Origin of the sequence: Dorea sp. ICN-14282, from assembly GCF_037890115.1 — a bacterium.
Classification (GTDB): domain Bacteria; phylum Bacillota; class Clostridia; order Lachnospirales; family Lachnospiraceae; genus Dorea_B; species Dorea_B phocaeensis.
On record NZ_JBBKBH010000002.1, the window covers coordinates 249,878 to 275,113 of the forward strand.

At 46.0% G+C, this 25,236-nt stretch carries 24 protein-coding genes and 1 tRNA gene; 2 read left to right on the forward strand and 23 right to left on the reverse strand.

What is annotated here, in order from left to right; genetic code table 11:
- Positions 1–127 precede the first annotated feature (127 nt).
- The 8 genes from WKT00_RS06605 to WKT00_RS06640 all read right to left on the reverse strand — a co-directional run bounded on the left by WKT00_RS06605 (position 128) and on the right by WKT00_RS06640 (position 10,144).
- On the reverse strand, positions 128–2,524 hold the full coding sequence (locus WKT00_RS06605; protein ID WP_173814616.1) for an ABC transporter permease: 2,397 nt from the start codon (positions 2,522–2,524) through the stop codon (positions 128–130).
- A gap of 1 nt (position 2,525) precedes the next feature.
- Complete coding sequence (locus WKT00_RS06610; protein ID WP_101694996.1) at positions 2,526–3,200, reverse strand: ABC transporter ATP-binding protein; 675 nt, start codon at positions 3,198–3,200, stop codon at positions 2,526–2,528.
- A gap of 122 nt (positions 3,201–3,322) precedes the next feature.
- A complete protein-coding gene (locus tag WKT00_RS06615) occupies positions 3,323–4,318 on the reverse strand; it encodes a sensor histidine kinase (protein WP_101694997.1) in 996 nt (331 codons plus the stop codon).
- Complete coding sequence (locus tag WKT00_RS06620; protein WP_340262141.1) at positions 4,318–5,013, reverse strand: response regulator transcription factor; 696 nt, start codon at positions 5,011–5,013, stop codon at positions 4,318–4,320. The genes WKT00_RS06615 and WKT00_RS06620 overlap by 1 nt, the downstream gene beginning before the upstream one ends.
- Positions 5,014–5,075: 62 nt before the next feature.
- On the reverse strand, positions 5,076–7,565 hold the full coding sequence (locus tag WKT00_RS06625) for an ABC transporter permease (protein ID WP_340262145.1): 2,490 nt from the start codon (positions 7,563–7,565) through the stop codon (positions 5,076–5,078).
- Positions 7,566–8,234: an ABC transporter ATP-binding protein gene (locus tag WKT00_RS06630; protein WP_101695000.1), complete on the reverse strand. Its 669-nt coding sequence runs from the start codon at positions 8,232–8,234 to the stop codon at positions 7,566–7,568. It lies immediately after the preceding gene.
- A 162-nt stretch (positions 8,235–8,396) separates the two neighbouring features.
- Positions 8,397–9,470: a sensor histidine kinase gene (locus WKT00_RS06635; RefSeq protein WP_242962650.1), complete on the reverse strand. Its 1,074-nt coding sequence runs from the start codon at positions 9,468–9,470 to the stop codon at positions 8,397–8,399.
- Positions 9,443–10,144 carry a response regulator transcription factor gene (locus WKT00_RS06640; RefSeq protein ID WP_101695001.1) on the reverse strand — a complete coding sequence of 234 codons (702 nt, stop codon included), beginning with the start codon at positions 10,142–10,144 and terminating at the stop codon, positions 9,443–9,445. Before WKT00_RS06640 ends, WKT00_RS06635 begins: the two co-directional genes overlap by 28 nt.
- A 149-nt stretch (positions 10,145–10,293) precedes the next feature.
- Between WKT00_RS06640 and WKT00_RS06645 the strand changes: the two genes are divergently transcribed.
- Both WKT00_RS06645 and WKT00_RS06650 read left to right on the forward strand, forming a co-directional pair.
- Positions 10,294–10,364: transfer RNA gene (locus tag WKT00_RS06645), tRNA-Gly, on the forward strand.
- A 23-nt stretch (positions 10,365–10,387) separates the two neighbouring features.
- On the forward strand, positions 10,388–10,672 hold the full coding sequence (locus WKT00_RS06650; protein ID WP_101695002.1) for a GNAT family acetyltransferase: 285 nt from the start codon (positions 10,388–10,390) through the stop codon (positions 10,670–10,672).
- 83 nt (positions 10,673–10,755) lie between these two features.
- Here WKT00_RS06650 and WKT00_RS06655 read toward each other — a convergent pair whose 3' ends face one another.
- From WKT00_RS06655 to WKT00_RS06725, 15 genes are all read right to left on the reverse strand, one after another.
- Complete coding sequence (locus WKT00_RS06655; RefSeq protein ID WP_101695003.1) at positions 10,756–12,396, reverse strand: Na/Pi cotransporter family protein; 1,641 nt, start codon at positions 12,394–12,396, stop codon at positions 10,756–10,758.
- Between the two features lie 119 nt (positions 12,397–12,515).
- Positions 12,516–12,872, reverse strand: coding sequence for a stage V sporulation protein AE (spoVAE, locus tag WKT00_RS06660; RefSeq protein ID WP_101695004.1), 357 nt, complete (start codon positions 12,870–12,872; stop codon positions 12,516–12,518).
- The gene (locus WKT00_RS06665) at positions 12,872–13,891 is read right to left on the reverse strand and encodes a stage V sporulation protein AD (protein ID WP_101695005.1); all 1,020 of its coding nucleotides are present in this window, start codon (positions 13,889–13,891) and stop codon (positions 12,872–12,874) included. The genes spoVAE and WKT00_RS06665 overlap by 1 nt, the downstream gene beginning before the upstream one ends.
- Positions 13,888–14,349: a SpoVA/SpoVAEb family sporulation membrane protein gene (locus WKT00_RS06670; protein WP_159459852.1), complete on the reverse strand. Its 462-nt coding sequence runs from the start codon at positions 14,347–14,349 to the stop codon at positions 13,888–13,890. The genes WKT00_RS06665 and WKT00_RS06670 overlap by 4 nt, the downstream gene beginning before the upstream one ends.
- A 74-nt stretch (positions 14,350–14,423) precedes the next feature.
- Positions 14,424–14,840: a stage V sporulation protein AB gene (locus WKT00_RS06675; RefSeq protein WP_173814622.1), complete on the reverse strand. Its 417-nt coding sequence runs from the start codon at positions 14,838–14,840 to the stop codon at positions 14,424–14,426.
- Positions 14,800–15,483: a stage V sporulation protein AA gene (locus WKT00_RS06680; protein WP_101695008.1), complete on the reverse strand. Its 684-nt coding sequence runs from the start codon at positions 15,481–15,483 to the stop codon at positions 14,800–14,802. Before WKT00_RS06680 ends, WKT00_RS06675 begins: the two co-directional genes overlap by 41 nt.
- A 2-nt stretch (positions 15,484–15,485) precedes the next feature.
- On the reverse strand, positions 15,486–15,668 hold the full coding sequence (locus tag WKT00_RS06685) for a hypothetical protein (protein WP_173814623.1): 183 nt from the start codon (positions 15,666–15,668) through the stop codon (positions 15,486–15,488).
- A 74-nt stretch (positions 15,669–15,742) separates the two neighbouring features.
- Positions 15,743–16,456: a SigF/SigG family RNA polymerase sporulation sigma factor gene (locus WKT00_RS06690; protein ID WP_173814624.1), complete on the reverse strand. Its 714-nt coding sequence runs from the start codon at positions 16,454–16,456 to the stop codon at positions 15,743–15,745.
- The gene (gene spoIIAB / locus WKT00_RS06695; RefSeq protein WP_101695011.1) at positions 16,435–16,890 is read right to left on the reverse strand and encodes an anti-sigma F factor; all 456 of its coding nucleotides are present in this window, start codon (positions 16,888–16,890) and stop codon (positions 16,435–16,437) included. The genes WKT00_RS06690 and spoIIAB overlap by 22 nt, the downstream gene beginning before the upstream one ends.
- Positions 16,891–17,202 (reverse strand): STAS domain-containing protein, encoded by a 312-nt coding sequence (locus tag WKT00_RS06700; protein ID WP_340262169.1) that lies wholly within the window; start codon positions 17,200–17,202, stop codon positions 16,891–16,893.
- Positions 17,203–17,392: 190 nt separating this feature from the next.
- Positions 17,393–18,730, reverse strand: a complete 1,338-nt coding sequence (locus WKT00_RS06705; RefSeq protein ID WP_340262172.1) for a tetratricopeptide repeat protein — start codon at positions 18,728–18,730, stop codon at positions 17,393–17,395.
- Positions 18,731–18,754: 24 nt separating this feature from the next.
- Complete coding sequence (locus WKT00_RS06710) at positions 18,755–18,889, reverse strand: hypothetical protein (protein ID WP_004607343.1); 135 nt, start codon at positions 18,887–18,889, stop codon at positions 18,755–18,757.
- Positions 18,876–20,261, reverse strand: coding sequence for a bifunctional folylpolyglutamate synthase/dihydrofolate synthase (locus tag WKT00_RS06715; RefSeq protein ID WP_173814626.1), 1,386 nt, complete (start codon positions 20,259–20,261; stop codon positions 18,876–18,878). The genes WKT00_RS06710 and WKT00_RS06715 overlap by 14 nt, the downstream gene beginning before the upstream one ends.
- Complete coding sequence (locus tag WKT00_RS06720; protein WP_340262186.1) at positions 20,258–22,474, reverse strand: LTA synthase family protein; 2,217 nt, start codon at positions 22,472–22,474, stop codon at positions 20,258–20,260. The genes WKT00_RS06715 and WKT00_RS06720 overlap by 4 nt, the downstream gene beginning before the upstream one ends.
- Positions 22,475–22,510: 36 nt before the next feature.
- Complete coding sequence (locus tag WKT00_RS06725) at positions 22,511–25,168, reverse strand: valine--tRNA ligase (protein ID WP_340262189.1); 2,658 nt, start codon at positions 25,166–25,168, stop codon at positions 22,511–22,513.
- Positions 25,169–25,236: the final 68 nt, after the last annotated feature.

The following is a 25,236-nucleotide window of genomic DNA, read 5'->3' on the forward strand; positions in this document are numbered from 1 at the left end:
TGTATATACAAAAATAACAAGAAAACCAGCCTTTAAAAAAGGGCAAAGCAGTCATTTCAAAAAGTAAAATTCTCCTTGAAATAACTGCTTCCAAAACTATTTCTATCTCACAGGCTCCTACGCCTCTTTATTCTACGCTGATCCTCTCCACCAGCGGACGCCGGCTCTGTACCTTCAGGCACAGCCACGCGACAAACATGGGAAGTATCAACACACATCCCACATAGCAAAGAGTTCCAACCCACGGGAATTCATACTTCATATAAGATGCAATCTTCTGAAACCACCAGATCACTCCATAGCCGACTGCCGTTCCCACCGTCAGTGTGATCAGAATATTCGGCAATACCAGAAGAAGGCTCTCCCACAAAAGCATTTTCCGAAGCTGCTTTTCTTCCATACCAATAGATTCCAGCATGGACAGTTCTCTTCTCCTTGTCATAATACTGTTAATGATTGTATTTACCAGATTCAGAATGCTGAAAGTAATGACAAAAGCCGCAATGCCATAAATCATAATGGATAACTGTCTCACCTGATCCTCGGTAGCCAGCTTTTCCTCTTCTAAGGTTGACATATCAAGATGCGGATACTCTGCCAGCAGCGCTTTTAACTGTTGTTCCACTGCCGCCTGATTCTTATCATAATCTTCAATCGAAACCTTCAGATTCGCATTGGTGTTAATATCTCCCCACAGCTTCTTCATGGTATCTTCCGTCATAACAAACGTATCGCCATTCCTTGGAAGATCAAAATCTCCAGAAGCTGCGATTTCCACCGCTTCCTTCTTCTCTGTTCCGTCATACCACACCAGCGTCGCCTGATCCTTCGCCTTCGGCTTTATATTATAAACTTCTTCTATCAAATCCGGCATATAACAGATCAGTGAATTCTTTTCTGTCAGTTCATCATAATCAAGTCCCAGCTCCATCAGCTTCGGATTGCTTTCTAACTCTTCTCTTGTAATCGTATCAAAGGCAAGCCGCATGTTCGTGCGCTCCCCGAACTCCAGCATCCCATATCCCTTCTCTTCAAACTTCGCCTCTTTGACGTGAGGAATCGCCAGCACCTTCTGCCTTAACTCTTCATTCAATTGATCTGTCATCTGCAGCTTCGTTACTCCATAAGGATCCTGCTTGGAACGAGCATCATAATCATAGGAAATGTGGAAATCACAATCTTCAAATCCCCCTTGTCTTGCATAAGCATCCGTATCCCAGGACGCCAGATAAGTAGACGCTCCCATAAACAAAATGCCTCCAAATGCCAGAGAAATGGTAGCAAGGACCGCCTTTTTCTTTCCTCGCATCTGCCCCATTCTCGCCAAAACATACGGATTCAGCGGTTTGTGCTTCTTAGGCTTTTCCCCTTCTTTTTCTTCTGCATCTGCGCTTCTTGACGCCTCAATCGGGGAAATTCTAGAAGCCACTTTCGCTGGTTTTCCAATAGAAATCTGTACCACTACCGCGCCGAACACTGCCATTCCCACGAAGGTAAGAAGCGTATTTCCAAGATCAAATCCATCCGGCCGCGTAATGACTGCAACTGCCAGTCCAATCAGGAACCCCACCGGAATCGAGCATGCCGACAGATACCAGCCTTCCCTTCGTATCATTCCCCGAATCTGCTTCTGCGTCATTCCAATGGTCAGAAGCTGACCGATCTGCCGTACTCTTCCTGATACTGACAGATAGAAAATACTGTAAATAACGATGGCGCTGGCCAGACAGATAATGATGCTGATCACTGCCATGGCAATCACCGTTGTACTATTCGATCTTAAAGAATCGGCAAATTTACCATTGATATTTACTTGTCCCGCTTCCAGCCCGTAATCTTCGCCCATCTCAAATGCCAGGTTCTGAAACTCTACACTGTTCATCTGCTTTGCATTTCTTATCTTTGTCAGAGCATAATAACCACCCGCTCCAAGCTCCTGATCTGCATCCGCAAATGCTTTTGACACCCACACCGGATAGATGGTCTGCTTCATATCTGATTCGGTGTATCCGCTGACGACAAAGGTTCGCGGCTGACCGCCTCGTTCCAATGTGATCGTCTCGCCCACTCTGCACGGTTTTCCAAGCGCTTTTAACAGAGAAACATCCACCACCGCTTCCGCTTCTTTCTTCGGCGGCTTTCCTTCTTTGATGTCATATGTGGTAATTCCGCCCCGGCTTTCCTCCGCGTAGCCAAGAGAATAAGAAAGATCGCCGTCTTTATATTGAATTCCCGGCTTATATCGCAGCACCACCTCATTTCGCTCGTCGGCTTCAACCTTCTGATACTGCTCTTCCGTCAAATCCATGAACATGACATGCTGCATTTGATCTAAGATCCGTCTCTGTGCTGTCTTCATGCCCAGAACCGTAAGAATCATTCCAGAGAGCAGTGCGATTGCCAGCACAATGGTAAACGCAGAAAAGAAAGTATAAATGCGGTTTCCTTTCAAATTGCTTTTGGCAACCTTGGGAATGACTGCACGGTTGTTGTTTCTCGTAAGCATCGTACCCTCCCGTCTCATACTACCACCTGCTTTCTACAATCTTTCCGTCTTCAATTCGGATGGTACAGTCTGCGACCTGGGCAATCGCCTCGTCATGGGTGATCATCACGATTGTCTGCTCGAAATTCCGGCTCGTTTCCTTCAAAAGGCCAATTACTTCCTGGCTGGTGTGACTGTCAAGATTCCCGGTAGGTTCGTCTGCTAGAATAATAGCCGGCTTTGCGATCAGCGCTCTTGCAATTGCGACTCTCTGCTGCTGTCCTCCGGACAGTTTGTTGGGTTTCTGTTTCAGCTTTTCCTGAATCCCCAGTACCTTTACGATACTTTTTAAATACTCTCTGTCTACTCTTCTTCCGTCAAGTTCCACCGGAAGTACGATGTTATCGTACACCGTCAGATTCGGGAGCAGATTATAGTTCTGGAAAATAAATCCGATCTTTCTTCTTCGGAATACGGTTAGTTCTCCCCGGTCCATCGTCCCAAGCTCCTGACCATCCACTTCTACACTTCCACCTGTGGGCACATCCAGTCCTCCCAGCATATGAAGAAGCGTAGATTTCCCAGATCCGCTGGTTCCCACAATGGCTGTAAACGTCCCTTCTTCAATCTCCAGCGTCACACCGTCCAGCGCTTTCACAAGGATCGGCTCTTCTCCATAATATTTCGTAAGGTCTTTCGTTCGTAAAATATACATGTCCATTCTCCCTTCCGCTTTTCATATTTTTTAATTTATATCTTCTAATTATAGAAATGAGTTCTCTCAATCCGGTATCATTTCCACGAAAAAAATGTATCAAAACTGATACATTTCCTTCTCTATCGCTCTTCTTTTTTATTTGGAAGTAAAATCTCAAACCGAGAACCTTTTCCAAGCTTTGATTCCACCATAATATACCCACCCTGCAGGCTAATGATTCTTCTCGCAAGGTAGAGTCCCAGCCCCAGTCCCTCTTCCTGACCGGATGTTTTCTCCCGGTAAAACCGTTTGAAAATATCGTTATAATGCTCTGGCGCAATTCCTTTTCCCGTATCCTCGATCTGGATCTTCGTATACATCTCTCCTTCTTTCACCAAAAGAGAGACTTCCCCTTTCTCCGGCGTATATTTCACCGCATTATCCAAAATATTCTCCACTGCTTCTGCCGTCCACTTGACATCATGGACTACTTTTAAGGATTTTGGGCAATCCACCCGAAGTTCAATCTTTTTCTTCTCTGCGGCTGCTGCAATTCCTCCCACTGCCTTTGCCAGCGTCTGAAAGATGGGTTTTTCAACCAACGTCAGATGAATCATCTCCTGCTCTAATCTGGAAGAATGAATCAGAGATTCCACAAGAAATTCCAACTTATCTAACTGTTGCCTGATAATCTTCTCAAACCTCTTTTTCTCTTCCTCTGTTACTTCTTCGTCATCCAACATATCTTGATACATCCGAATATTGGAGACCGGCGTCTTAAGCTGATGAGAGATCTCTGACACAACCTTTTGTACTTCTTCTTTCTCACTTTGATTCTGCGCCGCCTGCCGGGAAAGGATCCGCTCCAGCTTATCAAGCTCCATCACTGCCTTAGAAGTGAGGGTATCCTGATTCTTTAGCTGCCACCTTCTAGCATACCCTTGACTTTCCCGCAAAGCAGTTTCCCGACTCCCCTTTCGCAAGCCCTGACTTTGACGCAGAATCTCCTGCGCACTCTCACACACCTCATCGGTAAAATCCACTATTTTTCTGCGGAAGTAAATATAAGACGCCAGGAAACCTCCCACACAGAAAAGCAGGCACAAACCACATACTGCAGCAATACTTATTTCCATCACTTCTTTCTCTCACCGCCAATCCACTGATATCCCATCCCATAAATCGTCTTAATATAGCTTTCTTCTTCCTCTTCAATCTTACTTCTAAGACGACTGATATTTAAAGTCAGCGCATGTTCATTAACATAGTTCCCCTTACTGTCCCAGATGTTTTCCAGCAACAGTTCCTTCGTCAGCACTTGCCCCCGATTCTTACAAAAGAATTCCAAAAGGTTATACTCTGTAGGCGTAAGGGAAAGCAATTCCCCTTTCTTCCATACTGTACGCTGTTCAAAATCAATTGCCAGACTGCCGCACACATATTGTTTCTTCTCATTTTCGGCATCCTGAATCCTAAGCCTTCTAAGCACTGCCTGGATTCGCTCCATCACGATCTTAATATTAAAAGGCTTGGTGATATATTCATCGGCTCCCAGCTTAAATCCGTAGAGCACTTCCTCATCCAGATTGTGGGCGGTCAGAAAAATAAACGGCAGATGATACTGCTCTTCCAACTCTCTGGCAAATGAAAAGCCGTCTCCATCCGGCAGATTCACGTCCAAAAGAGCAAGGTCGTAATGCCCTTGCTCTAAAATCCTCCTTGCATCCGCCAAAGAATAGGCTTCTTTGACTTCTATCTGTTTCTTCTGCAGGTTATAGCAAAGTCCTGCATTTAACATTTCGTCATCTTCAATCACTAACACTTTGCTCATACGTCTCTCCTTAGATGTCCACGGGGATTCTTATCGTATTTCCTATTATACCATTCATCCCCTTACTCCGCAAACCGGACTCTGTCGATCAGACTCTGCTTTTTGAAATTGGAGTTTACCAGATACGTAATCAAAAGCTGTACAAGAAGTACCACCACCGTCAGCACAATCGCCGGTACCACCGGATACTCATAGTACTTGATGGAGAACATTCCGTCTGCCTTCATCTTCAAGAATAATCCGTACCCTGCAAGGCTTCCGATTCCAAGAGAAAGCGCCAATGTTCCAAAGGTATAGAACAGCCCTTCCATTTGCAGCATCCTTATCATCTGCCGATCCGACATACCGATCGCCTGCAGCATGCCAAGCTCTTTCTTGCGCGCATAGACGCTGTTGATCATGGTATTGATCAGATTTAAAATTCCGATCATCCCGAATATAACCAATGCTCCGTACCCCGCGTATACGAACAGGCCAATTGCATTCTTCGCTTCCTCATAAGCCTGCTCATACGTTTTCATCTCCAGAAATTCTTCTTCCTGCACCAGAGATTTCACCGCTTCCGTCACGTCTTTGATCTTACTTTTTTCCACATAAATGTCAAAATCGTCTGTCAGATCTGTTTCACAAAAGCCCTGCAGCACGTCCGCCGGAAGACCAAAGCTATTGCCCAGAAGACTCTGGGGCGTATCTACCACCGCCACAATTTCAAACTCTTTTTCAATCGTTCGATCTCCATCCAGGATTTCCAGTTCTACCGTATCTCCCAGCGTCAGATCTGAATTTCTTGTGACGTATCCATCGCCAAGGATAACTCCCGTTCCTTGTGAGAGCTTCGGATCCTTGACACTGCCTTTTTGCACATATGCTTCACATTCTTTCAACTCCTCTTCATTCAGCCCTGAAATACCCGTATAAAGATCCGAACCGTCGTCTTCTTTTAATTCTTCGACGTTCAGAAGATAAGCTCCTGCATACCAGCCCACTTCCAGGTTCTCTACGCCGTCCATCGCTAAAATCTGTTCTTTTCGTTCCTCGGTCAGCGGGTTATTCTTCTGGATATTCTGAATTTCCCGTTCCGGATGCATCATATCTCCCACCCAGGCATCAATACTAACATGGATATCACTTCGGATCTCATCTTCTGCCATGACCTTCTCATTCATACAGTTCAAAACCGTCGCCACCGTCATAAAGAAAATTCCAGTCATTCCTAGCGTCAGGATCGTAATCGCTGTGCGCCTTTGATTTCGCTTTAAATTCGTAATGGTCAGCCTTCGGATATTGAGTTCCCGGTATCCTTTGCGCTCTTTTTTCTTCTTTTTTTCCTGATCTCCCTGATAGCGGATCGCTTCCACCGCCGTGATCTTCCCTGCAATCTTCATCGGCTTAAGAAGTGACAGATACACCGTCAGGAATGCGACCACCGCTGCAAGCCCCAGAATCCAGGGCTGGACAAGTGAGATTCTTCCCTCTCTTAAGATCGTCTTGATGGTATCCGTCAATATATGATCTACAGGAATCATCTGATAAATCATGCGGCGCAGAATCCAGACACCCAGTCCTGTACCAAGGAGCACTCCAGACGGAACGGCAAATACTGCAACAGCAAACCCTTCCCGGAATACCAGACTTCTAATCTGTCGTCTGGTTGCTCCAATCGCACGAAGTTTCCCATATTCCTGTACCTTTCCGAGCATAGACACATAATAAATACTATAGATCGTAAGAATTCCGGCCAGGCCAATCACAATCATAAATGTGGCAAATCCAAAATACGCGGTGCTGTCTGTATAAATAGCGCTAAGCATTTCCGTATTCGGCACAATGTTCGTCTCCAGGACATCATATTCTCTGCCGATTGCTTTTAATTCTTCTGTTATCTGCTCCGTCGACTTCCCATCTACTTCGGCGAGACAGCCGTAGAATCGAAACCGGTGCTTTCCCTCCGGTAAAAGACTTCTGGCAAAACGTTCCGACACCATGGCAGAATACTTTCCACTTTCTTTCACCTCTTCTGAGTCCACCGTAAATCCCGTGATCACAAATTCCTGCTCTTTAGGAAGGCTAAGCTCTCCGCCTTGTTCCGTCTGAAACGAAAGGGAAATCTGATCCCCGATCTCTCCTGTCATTCCCATAGTTTCCAGGAAATCTCTGGAGACTACGATCTCATCTTTTTCTCTTGGCATGTTCCCCTCGGAAAGCTCGACCCGGTTCAGCCAGCAGGCGGTCTCATCTACTGCCACCATCCCACACACGATATCAGGATCCGTCGTCACAACATAGGCAGGATCTTCCCGAAGTCCGGCATCCGTAAACCGGTCGTCTTTCATAAGCTTTCCGGCCGTCTCTTCTGACACATTCCGAAACATCACATGATACGTCGGATAAATTTCCCGAACAGCTGCATTTTCTAAACGGAATGTTCCGAAAAATATGGTCGGCACAGTCGTCAGAAGCACGGAAGTCAATAGAATGGCAATTCCAATCAAAACATTTCTGCTCTTATTCTTCCGAAAATTTGCTAATGCTGTCTTTGTAAGAATACTCATCTAGCTCACCACCTTACCATCTGCAATCATGATAACGCGGTCTGCCATCTGCGCAATCGTCTCATCATGGGTAATCATCACCAGCGTCTGCCCATATTTATGCACACAATTTTTCAAAATAGAAATGACTTCCATTTCTGTCTTGGAATCCAGGTTCCCGGTGGGTTCATCTGCCAGGATCATAGCCGGGCGCGACGCCAGCGCTCTTGCAATCGCAACTCTTTGCTTCTGCCCTCCGGAAAGCTGGTTTGGCATCGCATGAAGCTTCTCCTCCATCCCAATACTCTTCACAATATCCATGACAAACTCTCGATTTACCTTCTTGCCGTCAAGACCGATCGGGAGCACAATATTCTCCCATACATTTAACGCCGGCATCAAGTTATAATCCTGAAAGATAAATCCAATCTTTCTTCTGCGAAACACCGCCAGCTGCTCATCCTTTAATGAGAAAATATCCCGCCCTTCAATCCATACCTTTCCGCTGTCCGGCCGATCTAAGCCTCCCAGCATATGAAGAAGCGTGCTCTTTCCGGAACCGGAGCGACCGACCACCGCTACAAACTCTCCGTGCTCTACTACAATGTCCGTGTGGTCAATCGCCCGCACCTGACTGGCTCCCTCGCCATAATATTTCACTAAATCCTTCGTCTCTAAAATCGGTTTCATGATAAAACTCCTTTCTCCATCTAGTCTTCCCTTCGTTGATAGTTCCATCATAAACCAGAAGTCTTACAGGAAGCTTGCAAGAACGATAACAAAATTGTTATCTTAGAGAATCAGCAATAGCCTCCGGTGACAACAACAACTTCCCGGCCTCTCCCATCTGGCCTACTTAGGCAGCATCATCTGGAACACACTTCCGCCTTTCCTTGACGGCTGTACTCTCACACTTCCGCCCTGCCCTTCTAGGATCTTTCTCACCAGGTAAAGACCAACTCCGGCTCCTTCCTGCGTCTCCACTTCTGCTCTCTTTCCCCGGTAGAATCTTTTGAAGATTTCGGTATACTCAGATCTTGCCACACCGATCCCCTCATCTTCCACCTCCACAGAGACATAGGACTGATACGGTATCACGCGGATTTCTACCCTGGAACCTTCCGGAGAATATTTTACCGCATTGTCCAGTACATTGGAAAATGCTTCCGCTGTCCACTTTACATCGTGATATAGCCTAAGATCTGTAAATTCTGTCATCTCTATTTCAATCTGTTTGTCATTCGCCTTCAAATATACGCCGTTTACCGCACGCAGAAGCGTTTCTTTCAGACTCGCATATTGCGGATGAAGCTGTATCATTGCCTGTTCCATACGGGATAAATTCGTAAGCGTTCCCATCAGATAATTTAACTTCTTCACTTCTCCTTTTCCACGCTCCAGAAACTCCTGCTTTTCTTCCGTTGTCGTTTCTTCATCTTCCATCAGCTCTAGACTCATACTAAGGGCTGCAACCGGCGTCTTGATCTGATGAGAGATATCTGTAATCAACGCTTTCGTCCCTTCTTTTTCTTTGACCATCTGTTCCTTCATAATATAGAATGCCCTCCCCAGCCGTTCCAGTTGTTCCAAAAGCTGAGAATGAATCCCCGTCCTCATATACGCCTCATCTGAGCGGAACTCATAGTCTCCATTTTCAAACGCCTCTAGATAATCCGAGATTTCCCGATAACTTTTATATTCTCTCCGATATTCCAGAAAGCACCACGCTCCATTTACCAGAAATGCCAGCCCGCATACAGCCCACATAGCGCCGGAAAAACACCTGTCCGAAAGCAGATATATGATAAGAAAAAATGCAGCAACTACCATAGTAGTAACTGCAAGATTAATTCTCAGTTTCCGTTCCAGCCAGATGTATCGCCTCTCTCTTTGATCCATTATTTTTTCGATACTTTTGTCATCCATAGATAACCAAGCCCCCTGACATTCTTAATGTATTCCCCTTCTTCCTTAGAAGAAAGTCTCTTTTTCAGACGGCTGATGGTCACCGGAACGATGTTATCGTCCACAAACTGTCCATCAAGCCCCCAAACCGCCTCCAAGATCTGTTCTTTGGAAATAATCTGCCCCGGATGTTCCAGGAAATAATGCAGAAGCTGAATTTCTTTCTTGCTCAAGTTCAGTTCTTCTCCGCCTTTGTATACCTTCATCTGTACACTCTGCATACAGATATCTTCCGCATAAAGTTCCCCGGTCTCCTCGGATCCGTTCTGCCGACTTTCAATCCGCCGCATAATGGCATTGACCTTAGAAATCAGCACCATCAGGCTGAACGGCTTGGTAATATAATCATCCGCGCCCACGTCATAACCATTTACAACATCCACTTCCTGATCTAACGCGGTAAGGAACAGGATATGCACATCGCTTTTCTTTCGTACCTCTTTGGCAAAATCCAGTCCATTCCCATCATTCATGGTAATGTCGCTGATGATGAGATCTATCTGATTCGTACGAAATACTTCTTCTGCTTCCGTCACCCCGAATGCACTTAAGACTTCATACCCTTCTTTTTGTAATTTTAAACTGATGCCACGGTTCAGGCTTTTATCGTCTTCCAGCAGTAAAATTCTTAACATCCTATCATCCCTCTCATGCTACTGGTTGAATCACTTCTTCCGTCTTCTAACTTCACCGAAAAATTCTATAGGAATTATAACACATATTTACACAAAATAAATTCATTTTGCATTGATTTTTCTGACACAGCGCATTATGATAGATACATGCAGATATAGTTCATCGGTAGAATGCTAGCTTCCCAAGCTGGAGAGGCGGGTTCAATTCCCGTTATCTGCTTACCAAAAGCAGGAGTAATGATTATGATAGAAACCAGCGGACTGAATATCCGATCCATCAAAAAAGAACCGTATTCCGGTTCTCATAATGGGATGCGTTATTATTTGATTACAAAAGATGAACTGATAAAAGTATTTCTTTATCCGGAACCCTGGTGCTTTGAAGCAACCCCGGACGATCAGAAGGAATGGAAAGAATTTCCCTTTTCTCAAGAAGGGCTAGACGAAGCAATTTCCTGGATCAACACCAACTATGAGGAACGCCGGAATTACTGGAATTCCTGCGCCAACGATAAGATGAAATGGTAACAGCCGCAAAAAATTTTGCGGCTGTTTTTCTATCCTTCTATTCTTTTATCATTTCCGAAGAATCTGTTTTCTTGCACTTTCTGTTAGGTCAGATCTTCCAAAACCTCTTCCGCAATATTTCTTGCGTGGTCAGAAATACGCTCCAGACATACCAGGGAATCTAAGAATACAATTCCAGCTTCCGTATTACACTGGTTATTCGTCAGACGCTTGATATGCTTGCTTCTTAAGCTGATTTCCAGATCATCTGCCTGCGTCTCTTTCTCAATTACCCGAAATGCTTTTTCCTTACTCTGCTCTACCAGGGAATCCAGTGCATAACGGTAACTGTCCGTACAGACATCCAGCATTTCCTTAATCTGCTCTTTTCCTACGTCCGAAAAGCTTACTTTCTTCTCATACAGCGTCTCTGCGAATTCTGAAATATTCTCACAGTAATCACTGATTCGTTCCATATCAGAAACAATCTGTAATAAATGTGCTACTGATTGATGTTCCTTCTCACTGATCTGAAGGGAACTCAGCTTAATGGCATAATTGGTAATTCCAGCACTCAGACGGTCTACCGTACTTTCCTCTTCCTTCAGGAACTGAATTTCTTCTTCTTTCTGGGTAAAGAGAACTGTTTTCGCCGCCTCCATAGACTCCAGGACGATCTGTCCCATACGCTCTACTTCGTTTACTACAGACTGAAGTGCGATAGCCGGAGTCTCTAAAATACGGTCGTCCAAAAGGACTCTGCTTCTGTCCTGCTCGTCCTCTTCCACGCGCCCGATCTTCTTCGCCAGCTTAATAATCCAGTTGGATACCGGGAAGAGAAGAACCGTCGTTCCGATATTAAATGCGGTATGCACCATACTGATCTGTGTCTGGGTGATAACGCCCGCACCGATATCTGTATTGAGCACCTCAAAGTAGAGAATTGCACCTACACTGAAAATAACGGTACCAATTACGTTAAATAACAAATGCATCAACGCTGCGGTCTTGGCGTTCTTCTTTGCTCCAAGACTTGACAGGATCGCGGTAATACAGGTACCGATATTCTGTCCCATAATAATGTAAATAGCTGCACTAAACGGAACCAGCCCTGCTGCCGCCAAACTCTGTAAGATACCAACAGATGCAGACGAACTCTGGATAATTGCCGTCACCAGCGTTCCCGCAAGAATACCAAGCAGCGGGTTGCTTCCCAGCGTTACGAAGATATTGCGGAATCCTTCCGAATCCTGAAGCGGAGCAACTGCCGAAGACATGGTCGTAATTCCAACGAACAACAGACCGAATCCTACGATAATGCTTGCCACTTCCTTAGATGAGCGGCGCTTTCCAATTAACATAATCACAACACCGACCATAATCGCAATCGGCGCCAGTGTAGACGGACTCAATACCTTCGCCCATTCTACGGATGATACCAGCCACCCGGTAACAGTCGTACCGATATTGGCACCCATAATCACACCCATCGCCTGAGTCAGATTCATAATTCCTGCATTTACGAAACCAACAACCATAACCGTCGTTGCGGATGAACTCTGGATGACTGCCGTGATGACAGCTCCCAAAAGGACTCCCATCATCTTATTCTTTGTCAACACTTCCAGCAGCGACTTCATCCTGTTTCCGGCCGCATTTTCCAGCCCCTGTGCCATGATCTGCATGCCATAGATAAACATGCCCAGACCCCCGACAAACGGTATGAGAATATTAAGGTAATTCATTGTTTTCCTCCTAAATATGCGTTAAAACTCGTCCTTTTTACCATACCATCTACTTCCTAAGAAAACAACAAATTTTTTCTATTTTTTCACCATTTTTCAACATTTTCTTTCGTCTTATTTTACTTTTTCATCTTCGGTTCAAAGACCAGAGAAGCCAGATATCCGAAAATAAGTGCCGCGCTGATTCCCACGGCGCTTGACGTAAGTCCTCCCGCGAAAATTCCCAGAAGCCCCTGGCTGTCTACCGCCTTCTTCACACCCTTCCACAAGAGATTTCCAAATCCAAGAAGCGGTACGCTTGCCCCGGCTCCTCCATAATCTACAATAGGCTGGTAAATTCCAAAAGCTCCAAGCACCGCTCCCAGACAGACCAAAAGAACCATCACACGCCCCGGCATCAATTTGGTACGATCCAAAAGGATCTGTACCAGCGCGCAGATCAGCCCGCCTACCCAAAATGCATTGAGATAATCCATTATTCGAGCCCTCCTTTACAGTGTTCCAGTACAATCCCGTGTGCAATCCCCGGAACGCTGGCTCCTTCGTTATAACTTACGGTAGACATCAACGCTCCTGTCGGCACGAATAACACCCGTTTCCATTCCCCGTTTGCAAGCTTGGGCAGAATATAAGAAGAAAGCGTTACCGCCGCACATCCACAGCCGCTTCCCCCGGCGTGGGTATCCTGCAGGTTCTGGTCAAAAATTGTCATTCCACAGTCCATATGCCGGCTCTTAATGTCAACCCCTTTTCCGCGCATCAGATCAAACAGAATGCTCTGCCCTACATACCCCAGATCTCCCGTAATAATCCGGTCGTAATCCTCTGTCGTACGCTCAAAATCCTTCAGGTTCTGAAGAATAGTATCGCACGCCGCCGGAGCCATGCAGGCTCCCATGTTCTGGGAATCCCTTAATCCGTAATCCACAATTTTCCCAATCGTTATCCCGGTTATCCACACCGGACTTTTGCGCTTTCCCACCACAAACGCACCGCTTCCGGTCACCGTCCAGTGCGCTGACAGCGGGCGCTGCGAAGCATATCCCAGTGGGAAACGGAACTCTTTTTCCGCACTTGCAAAATGGCTGGAAGTCACGGCCAGCATATAATCTCCATAGCCTGCTGCCACACTCATTCCTGCAAGCGCCAATGCTTCCCCGGACGTGGAACACGCCCCATAAAGGCCGAACATGGGAATCTTAAGCGCTTCCACTCCCCTGGAAGTCGCCACTCCCTGGCGCAGCAAATCCCCTCCATACAAGTATCGGATTTCCTCTGGTTTTAAATGGGCTTTGCGAAGCGCCAGCTGACAGGCTTCTTTTTGCATGGCGCTCTCTGCTTCTTCCCAGGTATTTTCCCCAAACAGGTCTTCCTTTGCCACCAGGTCAAACATCCTTCCAAGAGGGCCTTCTCCTTCTTTCGTTCCCGCGACAGACGCACTGCTCACCAGATACGCAGGACACTCAAATGCAATACTCTGCGCTCCCCTTATCATCCTATCACCCCCACTTCTCTTAATATCCAATATCCCAGCCCCAGTGCCCAGCTAGTAAAGACGCCATACAGGATCACCGGCCCTGCAATGGTAAAAATCTTACAACCGATTCCCATAACCTGTCCTTCTTTTTTATATTCAATCGCCGGAGCTGCCACCGAATTGGCAAATCCTGTTATAGGCACCAGCGCTCCGGCGCCGCCCCATTTGGCCAGAACCGGATAGAATCCCCAGCCAGTTAAGAACACGCTGACAAGTACCAGTATCAGCGATGTCCAGCTTCCGCTGGTGTCCGAATCCATTCCCAAGGATTTACAGTAATTTAAAATTCCCTGGCCTGCCACACAGATCAGACCGCCGGTCACAAATGCCTTTGCCATATTCATCGGAAGATTGTGTACCGGCGTCTTCTTTTTTACATAATTTTGATACGCCATTTGTTGTCTCTGTTCGTCCAATATTCTCACCTTCGCTTTTCTATCTTGCTTTCTATCTTACTTCTTATTTTACTTTCTATCTTTTTTCTTCTCACTTACCAGCCCTGCGAGAAGAAAATCAATGCGCCAAATCCTTTGCCAAGGGCAATTCCCAAAATGATATGGGGAACATACCTAAGAATTTTTATACGCCTTAAAAATACCGGAAAAAGGTTCAGCATTTCCGCAAGCGCCATTGCCCAGCACCCCACGAAAATTCCTCCCAGAATGCCAAATACCGGAACAAGCCAGTCGCCTCCCGGAATATCGATCTGATAAATGAAGAAAATATTTCCCAAAATCCCGCCAAGCGCCACCGCATCCTCATACAAAAGGATCTGCTCTCCCGTATGCGTTCGGTCTGCAAAGTCAGAGATTACCCCCAGTCCGGCAATCAGGGAAAACAGGCCTCCTGCGACTACGATACCGCTGCTAAGGCCGATCACTGCCATGAGTATCTGTACTGCCCACATCTAGTTCTTTCTCCTTTCTGGAAAAGTTTTCGATCAGGGTCGTCTGCAGATCATTTTCGTACAGGCGCATTTCCACCTCCATCGGTGTCGGATCCACCGTGAAACGTTTCTTCCCAAAATGATTGAAAAAGGTCAGAATCCCTATCACCAGACCGATGCAGTAAGTCAGTTCCAGCACCGTAAATCCATCGGAGGCACGCCCCGTCAGCAGTTCATAGATCTGCCCGAATAATTTCACAGTATCCACATCGTTATTAAACGCCATAATCGAAAATGCTGCTCCTGTAAAGCTGACCGCGACTACGCCCGCCGCTTTCAGATAGTGCCAGATACCTCCCGCCGACTTTTGTTCCTCGTAGGTTACGATAAAATCACTCTCTCCTATATTTTCAATCTCCACATCGGGGTATTCTTCGTGAATCAGTTCAATGACCTTCAGAATCGACACCGCCTGACGCTCTTGCTTCTTCGGACGACCAGAGGACTCTTTCTGGAACTTTAACAGCCGAATCGCTTTTAGCTTCGCCAGTAAAATGGGATTGACCGATTCTATTTTCAGTACGTCTCCCAAGGTTACTGCCCGTTTTTCAACCTCTATATTCCGATCTGCTTTCAGATATACTGTTTCCTTCTTCTGCGCCATGTTTATCCCCTACTCTCTTCTCTGCTCTCTTTCCACACTTCTGTGTATTCTGCATCCACCAGAGTTCCTTCACTGATCGAATCCTCCGACTTCCCAGCATTAAAATAATAAATACATCCGAGAATGACCGCCACCGCCACAACGCAAAGCAGGCATACACGGAGTTTTTTTCTTGCATCATCCATACATTTCCACCTCTTTATGCCATTTGTGGATTAGTATGGATGATTCTTCTGAAAAATATACACGCGCATGCCTGTCAGATTTGTTCTCTTAAATTTTGTAAAATACGTTTTTCCATCCTGGAAACCTGAACCTGCGAAATGCCAAGTTCCTTTCCTACCTGCGTCTGGGTCTTCTCTGCAAAATATCGAAGATAGAGAAGCCTTCGTTCCTCCTTCTCAAGCCCCGTCAGAAGCTGCGAAAGAAGCATATAATTGACAATCTGCTCTTCTTGCTCCTTTTCCTGCGGAAGCTTATCCATTAAGCGGACTTCCTGGCCTTCACTTTGGAAAACAGGTCGGTGAAGAGATTCCACTTCACTTCCGGCTTCCAGAGCCATGGTTAATTCCTCTTCATCCACCTGAAGATTCTGTGCCAGTTCACACACTGTTGGTTCCCGCCCCAACTGCTCCTGTAAAGTCTCTCTGCATTTTCCGGCCCGGTAAGCCAATTCTTTTAGGGAACGGCTGACCTTGATCATTCCATCGTCCCGAAGGAACCGGCGGATTTCTCCGGAAATCATAGGAACCGCGTAAGTAGAAAACCGTACGTCATAAGAAAGATCAAATTTATCGATCGCCTTTAAAAGCCCGATATTTCCGATCTGGAACAGATCCTCCGCCTCCGCGCCCCTGTTATAAAAACGTTTTACAATACACCAGACCAGTCCGGTGTTCTCTTCCACCAATCGTGCCCTTGCTTCTTCATCCCCCTCGTGAGATTTCTGAATCAAAGCGATTGTGTGGTCCATAGTCTCCTTCCTTTTCCAATTGTTTTCTCCATTTTCACGGTCGTTCCCTTTCCTGGTTCCGACTCTACTTCCAGCTTGTCCATAAATGCTTCCATAAAGGAAAATCCCATGCCGGATCGGTCGAGCTCCGGCTTCGTTGTATAAAGCGGCTCCATCGCCTGCTGCACATTTTCCATTCCCACGCCCTCATCTCGAATCGTGAGAAACAATGTGCTTCCCTGCGTTCTCCCATGAATAAAGATACTGTGTACCTCTCCCTCATAGCCATGGATAATTGCATTGGTAACTGCTTCCGACACCGCCGTCTTCACATCCGATACTTCTTCCACTGTCGGATTTAAGGATGTCATAAAAGCTGCCACCGTCACCCGTGCAAAAGACTCGTTGGATGAACGGCTGTCAAAAATGAGCTCCATTTCATTCGTATGCTCCATCTACTTCTCCTCCTCATATATCTGCATAATTTTCGTCACCCCGGACATCGTCAGAATCTTCTTCATTCTCTCACTGGTATGTACTGCACAGACCTGACCTCCCAACAGGCAGATCTTCCGATAACGTCCCATGATCACTCCAATCCCGGAACTGTCCATGAAATTCGTATCTGCAAAATCAAATATCACATATCGAATATGGTTGCGTACAATCAGATGATCCGATTCCTTGCGTATTTCCTCCACATTATGGTGATCCACCTCTTGGGGCAGAAACACCGTCAGACAATTCTCCTGTACCTGATATTTCATGTTTTTCCTTCCTTTCACCCTGTCCTTTTCATCGGGGACGTGTACGTTTGCAAAAAACTCCGTCCCCGATTGCATTTCACCCTGTCCCGAATTGCAAAAAAAGATATGCAGAACCTTTTTCTGCATATCTTTTCTTTCGTGTATCCGGCGCTTTTTCGCCGCGCCTGTTTATTCTTATGTTTTTCTCTTGTTATTCTTCTCCGCCTGCGCTTTGAGCATCCAGCGCCGACTGGGCATTTTCTGCCGCCTGCGTTCCCGCGTAGCTTTCGATCACCTTCTGGTACTTCAGATTTGCCTGTTCTATATCTCCGGACTTCTCATAAGACTGCGCCAGCAGAAGCATGGCCGCTCCGTCGTTATAGCCCTCGTCCATCTGCATTACCTTCTCCAGATTGGTGATTGCCGACGCATAATTGGCCACCTCAAAGTTCTCCTGTGCGGTTCCAAAGAGATTGGTACACATCCGAGGATACAATTCCCCCGTGATCTCTTCGTATTGATCTCTTCCAACGGTTCCCAGGGAATCGGGCACAATCTTTAGAAGCTCTTCCAACATGGCTTCATCTCCCATATCCTTCGCCGCATAGTGCTTCGCAATATTCATCACCAATTCGTAACTATCCTTGGTTGAATTTGCCGTTGCCTGCGCATTCTCCGTCTCTTCACTGGTAGACCGATACGCATCCAATTCCTTAGTCAACGCACTAATCTCCGCCTCCTGTGTGGCAATCTTATCACTAAATGCCACAGACTGCTCATTGATCTTCTCCTGTCTGGATGCGGTAATCGCCGGCATCACCAGAAACCACATAACTGCCACGCCCACAACCAGTCCAATCACAATATTTCCAACAGAATGAAGCCCTGCATTTTCCTTAAATCCGGAAGACACCGGTTGGATAATCGTCTCATTTCCGATATTGTAGGTAACCGTATGCTGCTCTTTCTTCTCTTTTTCCTTCACCCGCACCGTCCGCTCCTTGCGGATTTGATTCAATTCATGCATATACCGCAAGGTAATATCATCCGTCGTATCCAGCTTATACGCCGCCCGGACAGCCTGCCTTGCCTTGGAATATTGTTCCGTATGCATGTAGATCAATGCCAGCAGCTGGTAAGCCTTTACATAGGATGGATGCGCTGCCACTGCCTTTTTCAGGTGAATAATTGCAAGATCTTCTCCATTCTGATAACAAATGGAAAGAGCCTGATTATATTTTTTCAGCGCCTGATTGACGGCATCCAGTTCTTCTGGATTCTCGCGCACCTTTTGAATATAATAATTGGCAATATTTTCGTGAGACTGAAAATTCTTACTTAAAATCCACTCTACCAGCGCCTCTCCCACGTCACCCCGTCCATAATAGACGAGTCCCAGAAGATTTCTCGCTGCAATATTGGCTGTATTATATTGTAAACTTTTTTTCAGCGATGTGATGGCTCCGGACAAATCCCGAATATTCGCCTTCTTCATCCCATCGTTGTACCAGTAGTTCGACTGATACATCAGCTTTGTTGTATATTCCATATACTTCCCTCTGTGACAATTCTTTTATTTTGTCTGTTCAATCATTTCCCGCAGAATATCCGTCATATCTGTCAGATCTTCCTGATAGACTGCATCTTCAATATCTTCTACTTCCAGGCTTGGCTGGAATTTCTTCAGTTCTTCCTCAAAATTCAGCATGATTACCGCCTCCTGCCAGTAACTTTTTTACCATTCCCACCAGGTACAACGAGCCAAGACAATAAATCTTCCCCTCTTTGCTCCGGTTCTGCTCCGCAGTGCGAAGCGCATCTTTCAATTCTTTTCTTTCCAGTACCGGCCGGTCGGTATAACGCTCAAACACTGCTTTTAACTCTTCTGCCGGAACTCTTCTTTTATCTTCAATCTCTGTGACCACATAACACCTTGCAGGGATCTGTGTACAGAGATCCTGTATCATTTCCTCATACTTCTTATCCGCTACTGCCGAAAACACAATGACCGGATCTCCTTCTAACTCTTTTGTCCCCGGCGCTTCCTGCGACACTGCCGCACTTTTTTCAGCTTCGCGCACACTCTCTGCGAATGCCGCAATGGCTCCCGGATTATGCGCACCATCCAGAATCATATGGTCGCCGATCCGCTCCATTCTTCCTTCCCAGGTAATCCCAGCCAAAGCTTCGGCCCATACCCGGCTTCTCTCTTTGATCTCCTGCTTTCGCCCTGCAGCTTCCATCAAATATTCCGCCGTCTCAAGCGCCAGCTCCACATTCATAGCCTGATAACAGCCGCAAAGTGGGATCTCGTAGATAACATCTTTATCATACGCATTCACCCGTGAAAATGCAATATGTTTCCAGTCAACTTCTCGGATTTCGTACGCATTTTTCGAGATTTCTCTACACGGCGCACCTACCACTTCTGCCGTCTTCCTGATCACATCACTGCTCTTTTTGCAGCTTCCGTCAAAGAACACCGGCACGTCTTTTTTGAGAATTCCCGCCTTTTCTGCCGCGATTTTTTCAATCGTATCTCCTAAAATATCCGTGTGATCCAGACTGATCGAGGTAATGACACAGGCCGCCGGATGTTCCACCGCATTGGTAGCATCCAAACGTCCCCCAAGACCTGTCTCTAGAATAATGTAATCCACCTTTTCTCTGGCAAACGTCAGCATCCCCATTCCGAACAAAAATTCAAAATAGGAAGGATGCCCCAGGCCTTCTTCCTCCATCTGCCCGGCCACTTCTTCGACCTCTTTAAAAATCTCCAGAAAACGCTCATCACTAATCTGCTGATTGTTGATCCTGATCCGCTCATTGACAGATACAAGATGAGGGGATGTAAAGAACCCTGTCTTTTTCCCCTCAGCCATCAAGATCGCCTGCAGATATGCACATACCGAACCTTTTCCATTCGTTCCGGCAACGTGAATGATTCTCGCGTCCATCGCCGGATCCGACAGCCTGTGTAAGAACTCCCGGGTATGCCAAAGCGGATGCTTCTTCGTAAACTTCGGAATTCTCTCAATGTAGGCTGCTGCTTCTTCATATGTGAACTGCCCTTTGATCATTTTATTTTCTCCTTATCAGCCTGTTCTACCCATGACTTTGTCTTGTCGGTCGCCGTTCCTTCCTGGCGTACCAACTCTCCGCCCTGATAGATATAATCGTCTGATTTTCGGAACAATGTATTGCTGGATCCCATCTGATTCACCGAGATCACATCGCCGTCTTTTAACTCCACCTCGGAAATGTCAATTCTTGTATTATTTAAGAAGTTGCTCTTTTGCTTCTCCCCGTTCACAAAAATCTTACTGGACTTGGTGAAGTTTTCTCCGTATAAACTGTATCCGTCATCCAAATGCGGAACTAAATTTTGAAGCGTTACATCCCGAACGCCCATTACCATATGTGTATCCTCTGCCGTGATCGGCGGCTTGCCGCCATACACGTACTGATCACCATACAGGATATCATACTGCAGAAGTTCCAGGTCTGCCAGATAATTCTTGGTCTTGCGTCGTTCCTGATGATAGTTGAACACAGAACCGGAATGAATATCCAAACGGTCAAATACGTCTGCCATAATCTGATATGCCGCTACATTGCGATCCTGCTTTTCTAGACCGATGTTATCCCAAATCACATAATTGGTATTATAGAGATAACGCCCTTTTAAGTCCTCCGCTTTCAATCCCATGGTTGGAAGATGGTCTCCATAGAACACGATCACACTCGGTTCCCCGCGCTCTTTTACTGCCTGAACCAGATGTCCGGCAAACTGATCCATCTCATAAACTTGATTTACATAGTATTCCCATTTGTTCTTCAACGCTTCGTCTTCGATGCCTTCTACTTTAATCACCGGTTCTTCCAACACCGGTTCTTCCGGATAATCTCCATGTCCCTGCACGCTGATTCCAAATACGAAATCCTGCTGCGGTGTGGTATCCATGGCTTCCAGAATGTGCTGCACCAAAATATCATCCTTCGCCCAGCCGTTTTCCGTCATCTGCAGGATGTTCATAAATTCCTTACTGGTGAAACTATCAAATCCTGTATTGTTGAACACCCGCGCACGACTGTAAAAATTCCCACCGTTGTTGTGAAGCGCATGACTTCCATATCCCAGAGATTGTAGTGCCGTCGCAGCGCTTTCACAGGTCTTCTCCTTCAGATAGGTTTTATATGGATATTCACCCGGACCAAAATATCGAAGATTCATACCCGTAAGCACCTCAAACTCTGTGTTTGCCGTACCAGCTCCCACGGACGGTACTTTGAAATATCCCGAAGAGTAATTCTCATACATCTCATGGAGATTCGGACATGCATCCTGGGAAGTTGTGAAAAACTCTGCCTCATCCACATCAAAGTAGGACTCCAGCTGCACAAAGATAATATTCGGCAGCTCTTCCTCGCTTCGTCCCGTCTCACTCTTGGTAATCTCGTTATGGTTCGTAATCGTATCCAACGTCTTTTCGCTGTAATCCGTCGGCTCGTTGATTCCGGTATTGAAAAGACTTGCCATAAAGCAATATGGAAGACCATAATCTTCATAAGCAAATGCAATATTTCCAAAATAGGTCGATACCACTCGCTTTTCCACCGCCAAGTCTGATACCAGCGCGTATGCTCCAAAAGAAGCTACAATTCCTACAAGCGCCCAGACTTTCCGAACCTTCCCAGCGTACTGACCGCCGCGCTTCCACATGGATACAATCCATACCACCACGGCAGCGATTCCAATTCCCAGTACAACCAGCTCAAATCCGTTGAAATAGTTATTAATCAGTGTCAGTCCATCGCTTGCCACCTTTAAGTCCTGGGCGTTAAACGGTGTGACTCGCTTCATCAGCATATAACCATTGGTCACACCAATCACCATCCAGAACACGGTGACGATAATTCTGGTAAATACTCTCCGCTTCACCAGATACACGATGGAAAATGTGCAGAAAATCATAAAGGCATTGTAAAGGAATACCAAAGGCGTCTCCGTCGTATAGCCCCATGCTTCAAATGCCGAATGTCTGGAGATTGCCTCAATCGCAAAGTTGATCGCACATGCCAACAGCATGTGGAACACCAGTGAAAAGCGATTCATAAACTTGTAGACCGGCTGCATCTTTCTTGCAAACGCACTGTTACGCCGTTCCTCAATAATGCGGGCGCGCCGTTCTCTCTTCGCTTTCCACCAGGCTTTTACGTCTTCTTTCTTCAAATTCTTCAATTTATGAAATGTCCCTTTGATATCAGTTTTTTTCAAACGAATCTTTTTCATACTATCCCCTTATGTCTTCTACCTGTTCCACGTTGTTTATGACTGTTTTGCCTTCAGACCTTCCAGTCTTTCTTTTACCTGTTCCATCATCTGCTTATAAGTCTCAAGCTTCTCACGCTCTTCACGCACCTTTGCCTCCGGAGCCTTGCTGACAAATTTTTCATTATTCAGCATTCCCGTTGCGCGGGCAATCTCCTTGTTAAGGCGTGCTTCTTCTTTACTCAGACGCTCAATCTCCTGCTCAAAGTCAATCAGCTCATTTAACGGAACATAAACCGTCGCATCCGGAACGACTACAGATACTGCGTCATCCGCAATATTGGCACGATCATGCTGCACGATGAAATCATTGGCTGCTGCCATCATCATAGCTGAATTTTTCAATTCTTCCAGACCTTTGCAGATCGCTTCGTCTTCACATACGACGTAGATCGTTGCCTTTCTTCCGTTTGGTACGTTCATCTCCGCACGAACGTTGCGGACACCGCGAACGATCTCTTTATAGTGCTCTACAATCGTTTCCTCTGCCGGGAAGTTATTTGCTTCTTCGTATACCGGCCATGGAGAAATCATCAGAGATTCTTCTTCCGGAACCAGAGTGCTGTAAATCTCTTCCGTTACAAATGGCATATATGGATGCAGAAGTTTCAAAGAATTCTTCAGCACTTCTCTTAAGGTCCAAAGAGCTTCATTCGCGCCCTTCTCATCTTCCTCAGCATGATAAATGCGGTACTTCGCAAGCTCAATATACCAGTCACAGAACTCATCCCACATAAAGTCATAGATCTTGGCAAGGGCAATTCCCAGCTCAAATTTATCCATATTATCGGTAACTTCTTTGATCAGCTGATTACACTTGGTAAGAATCCAGCAGTCTGCCGGGTTCGTAAGCTTCTCTGGCTTCGTCAGGTTCTTCTCATCTAAGTTCATCAGAATGAACCGGGATGCATTCCATACCTTATTGGCAAAGTTTCGGCTCGCCTCAACTCGCTCATTATAGAAACGCATATCATTTCCAGGGGCATTTCCGGTAATCAGCGTCATACGAAGAGCATCCGCACCGTACTGGTCGATGATCTCCAGCGGATCAATTCCGTTTCCTAAGGATTTACTCATCTTACGTCCCTGTGAATCTCTAACCAGTCCATGGATAAATACGGTATGGAACGGAGACTTTTCGGTATGTGCATATCCAGAGAATACCATACGGATTACCCAGAAGAAAATAATATCGTATCCGGTTACCAGCACGTCTGTCGGATAGAAGTAATCCAGTTCTTCTGTCTGATCCGGCCATCCCAGTGTAGAGAACGGCCACAGTGCAGAACTAAACCAGGTATCCAGCGTATCCTCATCCTGTGTGAAATGTGTACCTCCACATTTCGGACACTTGCCTGGCATCTCTCTTGCCACTACAATCTCGCCGCACTCATCACAGTAGTACGCCGGAATCCGGTGTCCCCACCAGATCTGTCTGGAAATACACCAGTCGCGGATATTCTCCAGCCAGTGCAGATAAATCTTATCAAAACGCTCCGGAACAAATTTCAATTCTCCCGTCTTAATCGCATTGATTGCCGGTTTTGCCAACTCCTCCATCTTCACAAACCACTGCTGTTTTACCATTGGCTCTACCGTGGTATGGCACCTGTCATGGGTTCCTACATTATGAGAGTGTGGCTCGATCTTTACCAGGTATCCCTGTTCTTCCAGATCTTTCACCATTGCCTTTCTTGCTTCGTAGCGATCCATACCTGCATATTTGCCGCCCCACTGCTCATTGATGGTGGCGTCGTCGTTCATCACATTAATTTCCGGAAGGTTGTGACGCTTTCCAACCTCAAAGTCGTTCGGGTCGTGAGCCGGAGTAATCTTTACAGCTCCGGTTCCAAACTCTTTATCTACATAGTAATCTGCCACAATCGGAATCTCTCTGTCCGTCAATGGCAGGAGACACTTCTTTCCTACAATGTCTTTGTATCTCTCATCATCCGGATGCACTGCAATCGCTGTATCTCCTAACATAGTCTCCGGACGTGTAGTTGCAATCTCAAGGAATTCATCCGTTCCGACGATTGGGTACTTGATATGCCAGAAACTTCCTTCCTGCTCTTCATGCTCTACCTCAGCATCTGAAAGAGATGTCTTACATACCGGACACCAGTTAATGATTCTGGATCCTCTGTAAATATATCCTTCTTCATATAATTTAATAAATACTTCCTCTACGGCTTTGGAACATCCTTCATCCATGGTAAAACGCTCTCTGTCCCAATCACAGGAAGTTCCCAGTTTTTTCAGCTGGGAAGTAATGGTTCCGCCGTACTCTTCCTTCCACTCCCAGGTTCTCTCTAAGAATTTCTCACGTCCCAGTTCTTTCTTGTCAATTCCTTCTTCTTTTAACTGGTTCGTTACCTTCACCTCTGTAGAGATGGCTGCATGGTCTGTTCCCGGAACCCACAGCGCATTGTACCCTTGCATTCTCTTGTAACGGATCAGAATATCCTGCAGAGTATTGTCAAGTGCATGTCCCATATGCAGCTTACCGGTAATATTCGGCGGTGGCATTACGATGGTAAATGGTTTTCTGTCTCGGTCTACTTCTGCATGGAAGTAACGGTTCTCACACCATTTGTCATATAATTTTGATTCAATCGCTTTTGGATTGTATGTTGTCTCAAGATTTTTACTCATAGTTTCTCCCTTTTCCCTTTCCTTCACACATTTTTCACATTTTCTGGTATAAAAAAGCCCTTTACATA

Coding starts and splice junctions, on each gene's coding strand:
- WKT00_RS06605 (WP_173814616.1), bottom strand. CDS start 2,524: ATGAGACGGGAGGGTACGATGCTTACGAGAAACAACAACCGTGCAGTC.
- WKT00_RS06610 (WP_101694996.1), bottom strand. CDS start 3,200: ATGTATATTTTACGAACGAAAGACCTTACGAAATATTATGGAGAAGAG.
- WKT00_RS06615 (WP_101694997.1), bottom strand. CDS start 4,318: ATGGAAATAAGTATTGCTGCAGTATGTGGTTTGTGCCTGCTTTTCTGT.
- WKT00_RS06620 (WP_340262141.1), bottom strand. CDS start 5,013: ATGAGCAAAGTGTTAGTGATTGAAGATGACGAAATGTTAAATGCAGGA.
- WKT00_RS06625 (WP_340262145.1), bottom strand. CDS start 7,565: ATGAGTATTCTTACAAAGACAGCATTAGCAAATTTTCGGAAGAATAAG.
- WKT00_RS06630 (WP_101695000.1), bottom strand. CDS start 8,234: ATGAAACCGATTTTAGAGACGAAGGATTTAGTGAAATATTATGGCGAG.
- WKT00_RS06635 (WP_242962650.1), bottom strand. CDS start 9,470: ATGGATGACAAAAGTATCGAAAAAATAATGGATCAAAGAGAGAGGCGA.
- WKT00_RS06640 (WP_101695001.1), bottom strand. CDS start 10,144: ATGTTAAGAATTTTACTGCTGGAAGACGATAAAAGCCTGAACCGTGGC.
- WKT00_RS06650 (WP_101695002.1), top strand. CDS start 10,388: ATGATAGAAACCAGCGGACTGAATATCCGATCCATCAAAAAAGAACCG.
- WKT00_RS06655 (WP_101695003.1), bottom strand. CDS start 12,396: ATGAATTACCTTAATATTCTCATACCGTTTGTCGGGGGTCTGGGCATG.
- spoVAE (WP_101695004.1), bottom strand. CDS start 12,872: ATGGATTATCTCAATGCATTTTGGGTAGGCGGGCTGATCTGCGCGCTG.
- WKT00_RS06665 (WP_101695005.1), bottom strand. CDS start 13,891: ATGATAAGGGGAGCGCAGAGTATTGCATTTGAGTGTCCTGCGTATCTG.
- WKT00_RS06675 (WP_173814622.1), bottom strand. CDS start 14,840: ATGTGGGCAGTACAGATACTCATGGCAGTGATCGGCCTTAGCAGCGGT.
- WKT00_RS06680 (WP_101695008.1), bottom strand. CDS start 15,483: ATGGCGCAGAAGAAGGAAACAGTATATCTGAAAGCAGATCGGAATATA.
- WKT00_RS06685 (WP_173814623.1), bottom strand. CDS start 15,668: ATGGATGATGCAAGAAAAAAACTCCGTGTATGCCTGCTTTGCGTTGTG.
- WKT00_RS06690 (WP_173814624.1), bottom strand. CDS start 16,456: ATGGACCACACAATCGCTTTGATTCAGAAATCTCACGAGGGGGATGAA.
- spoIIAB (WP_101695011.1), bottom strand. CDS start 16,890: ATGGAGCATACGAATGAAATGGAGCTCATTTTTGACAGCCGTTCATCC.
- WKT00_RS06700 (WP_340262169.1), bottom strand. CDS start 17,202: ATGAAATATCAGGTACAGGAGAATTGTCTGACGGTGTTTCTGCCCCAA.
- WKT00_RS06705 (WP_340262172.1), bottom strand. CDS start 18,730: ATGGAATATACAACAAAGCTGATGTATCAGTCGAACTACTGGTACAAC.
- WKT00_RS06710 (WP_004607343.1), bottom strand. CDS start 18,889: ATGCTGAATTTTGAGGAAGAACTGAAGAAATTCCAGCCAAGCCTGGAA.
- WKT00_RS06715 (WP_173814626.1), bottom strand. CDS start 20,261: ATGATCAAAGGGCAGTTCACATATGAAGAAGCAGCAGCCTACATTGAG.
- WKT00_RS06720 (WP_340262186.1), bottom strand. CDS start 22,474: ATGAAAAAGATTCGTTTGAAAAAAACTGATATCAAAGGGACATTTCAT.
- WKT00_RS06725 (WP_340262189.1), bottom strand. CDS start 25,168: ATGAGTAAAAATCTTGAGACAACATACAATCCAAAAGCGATTGAATCA.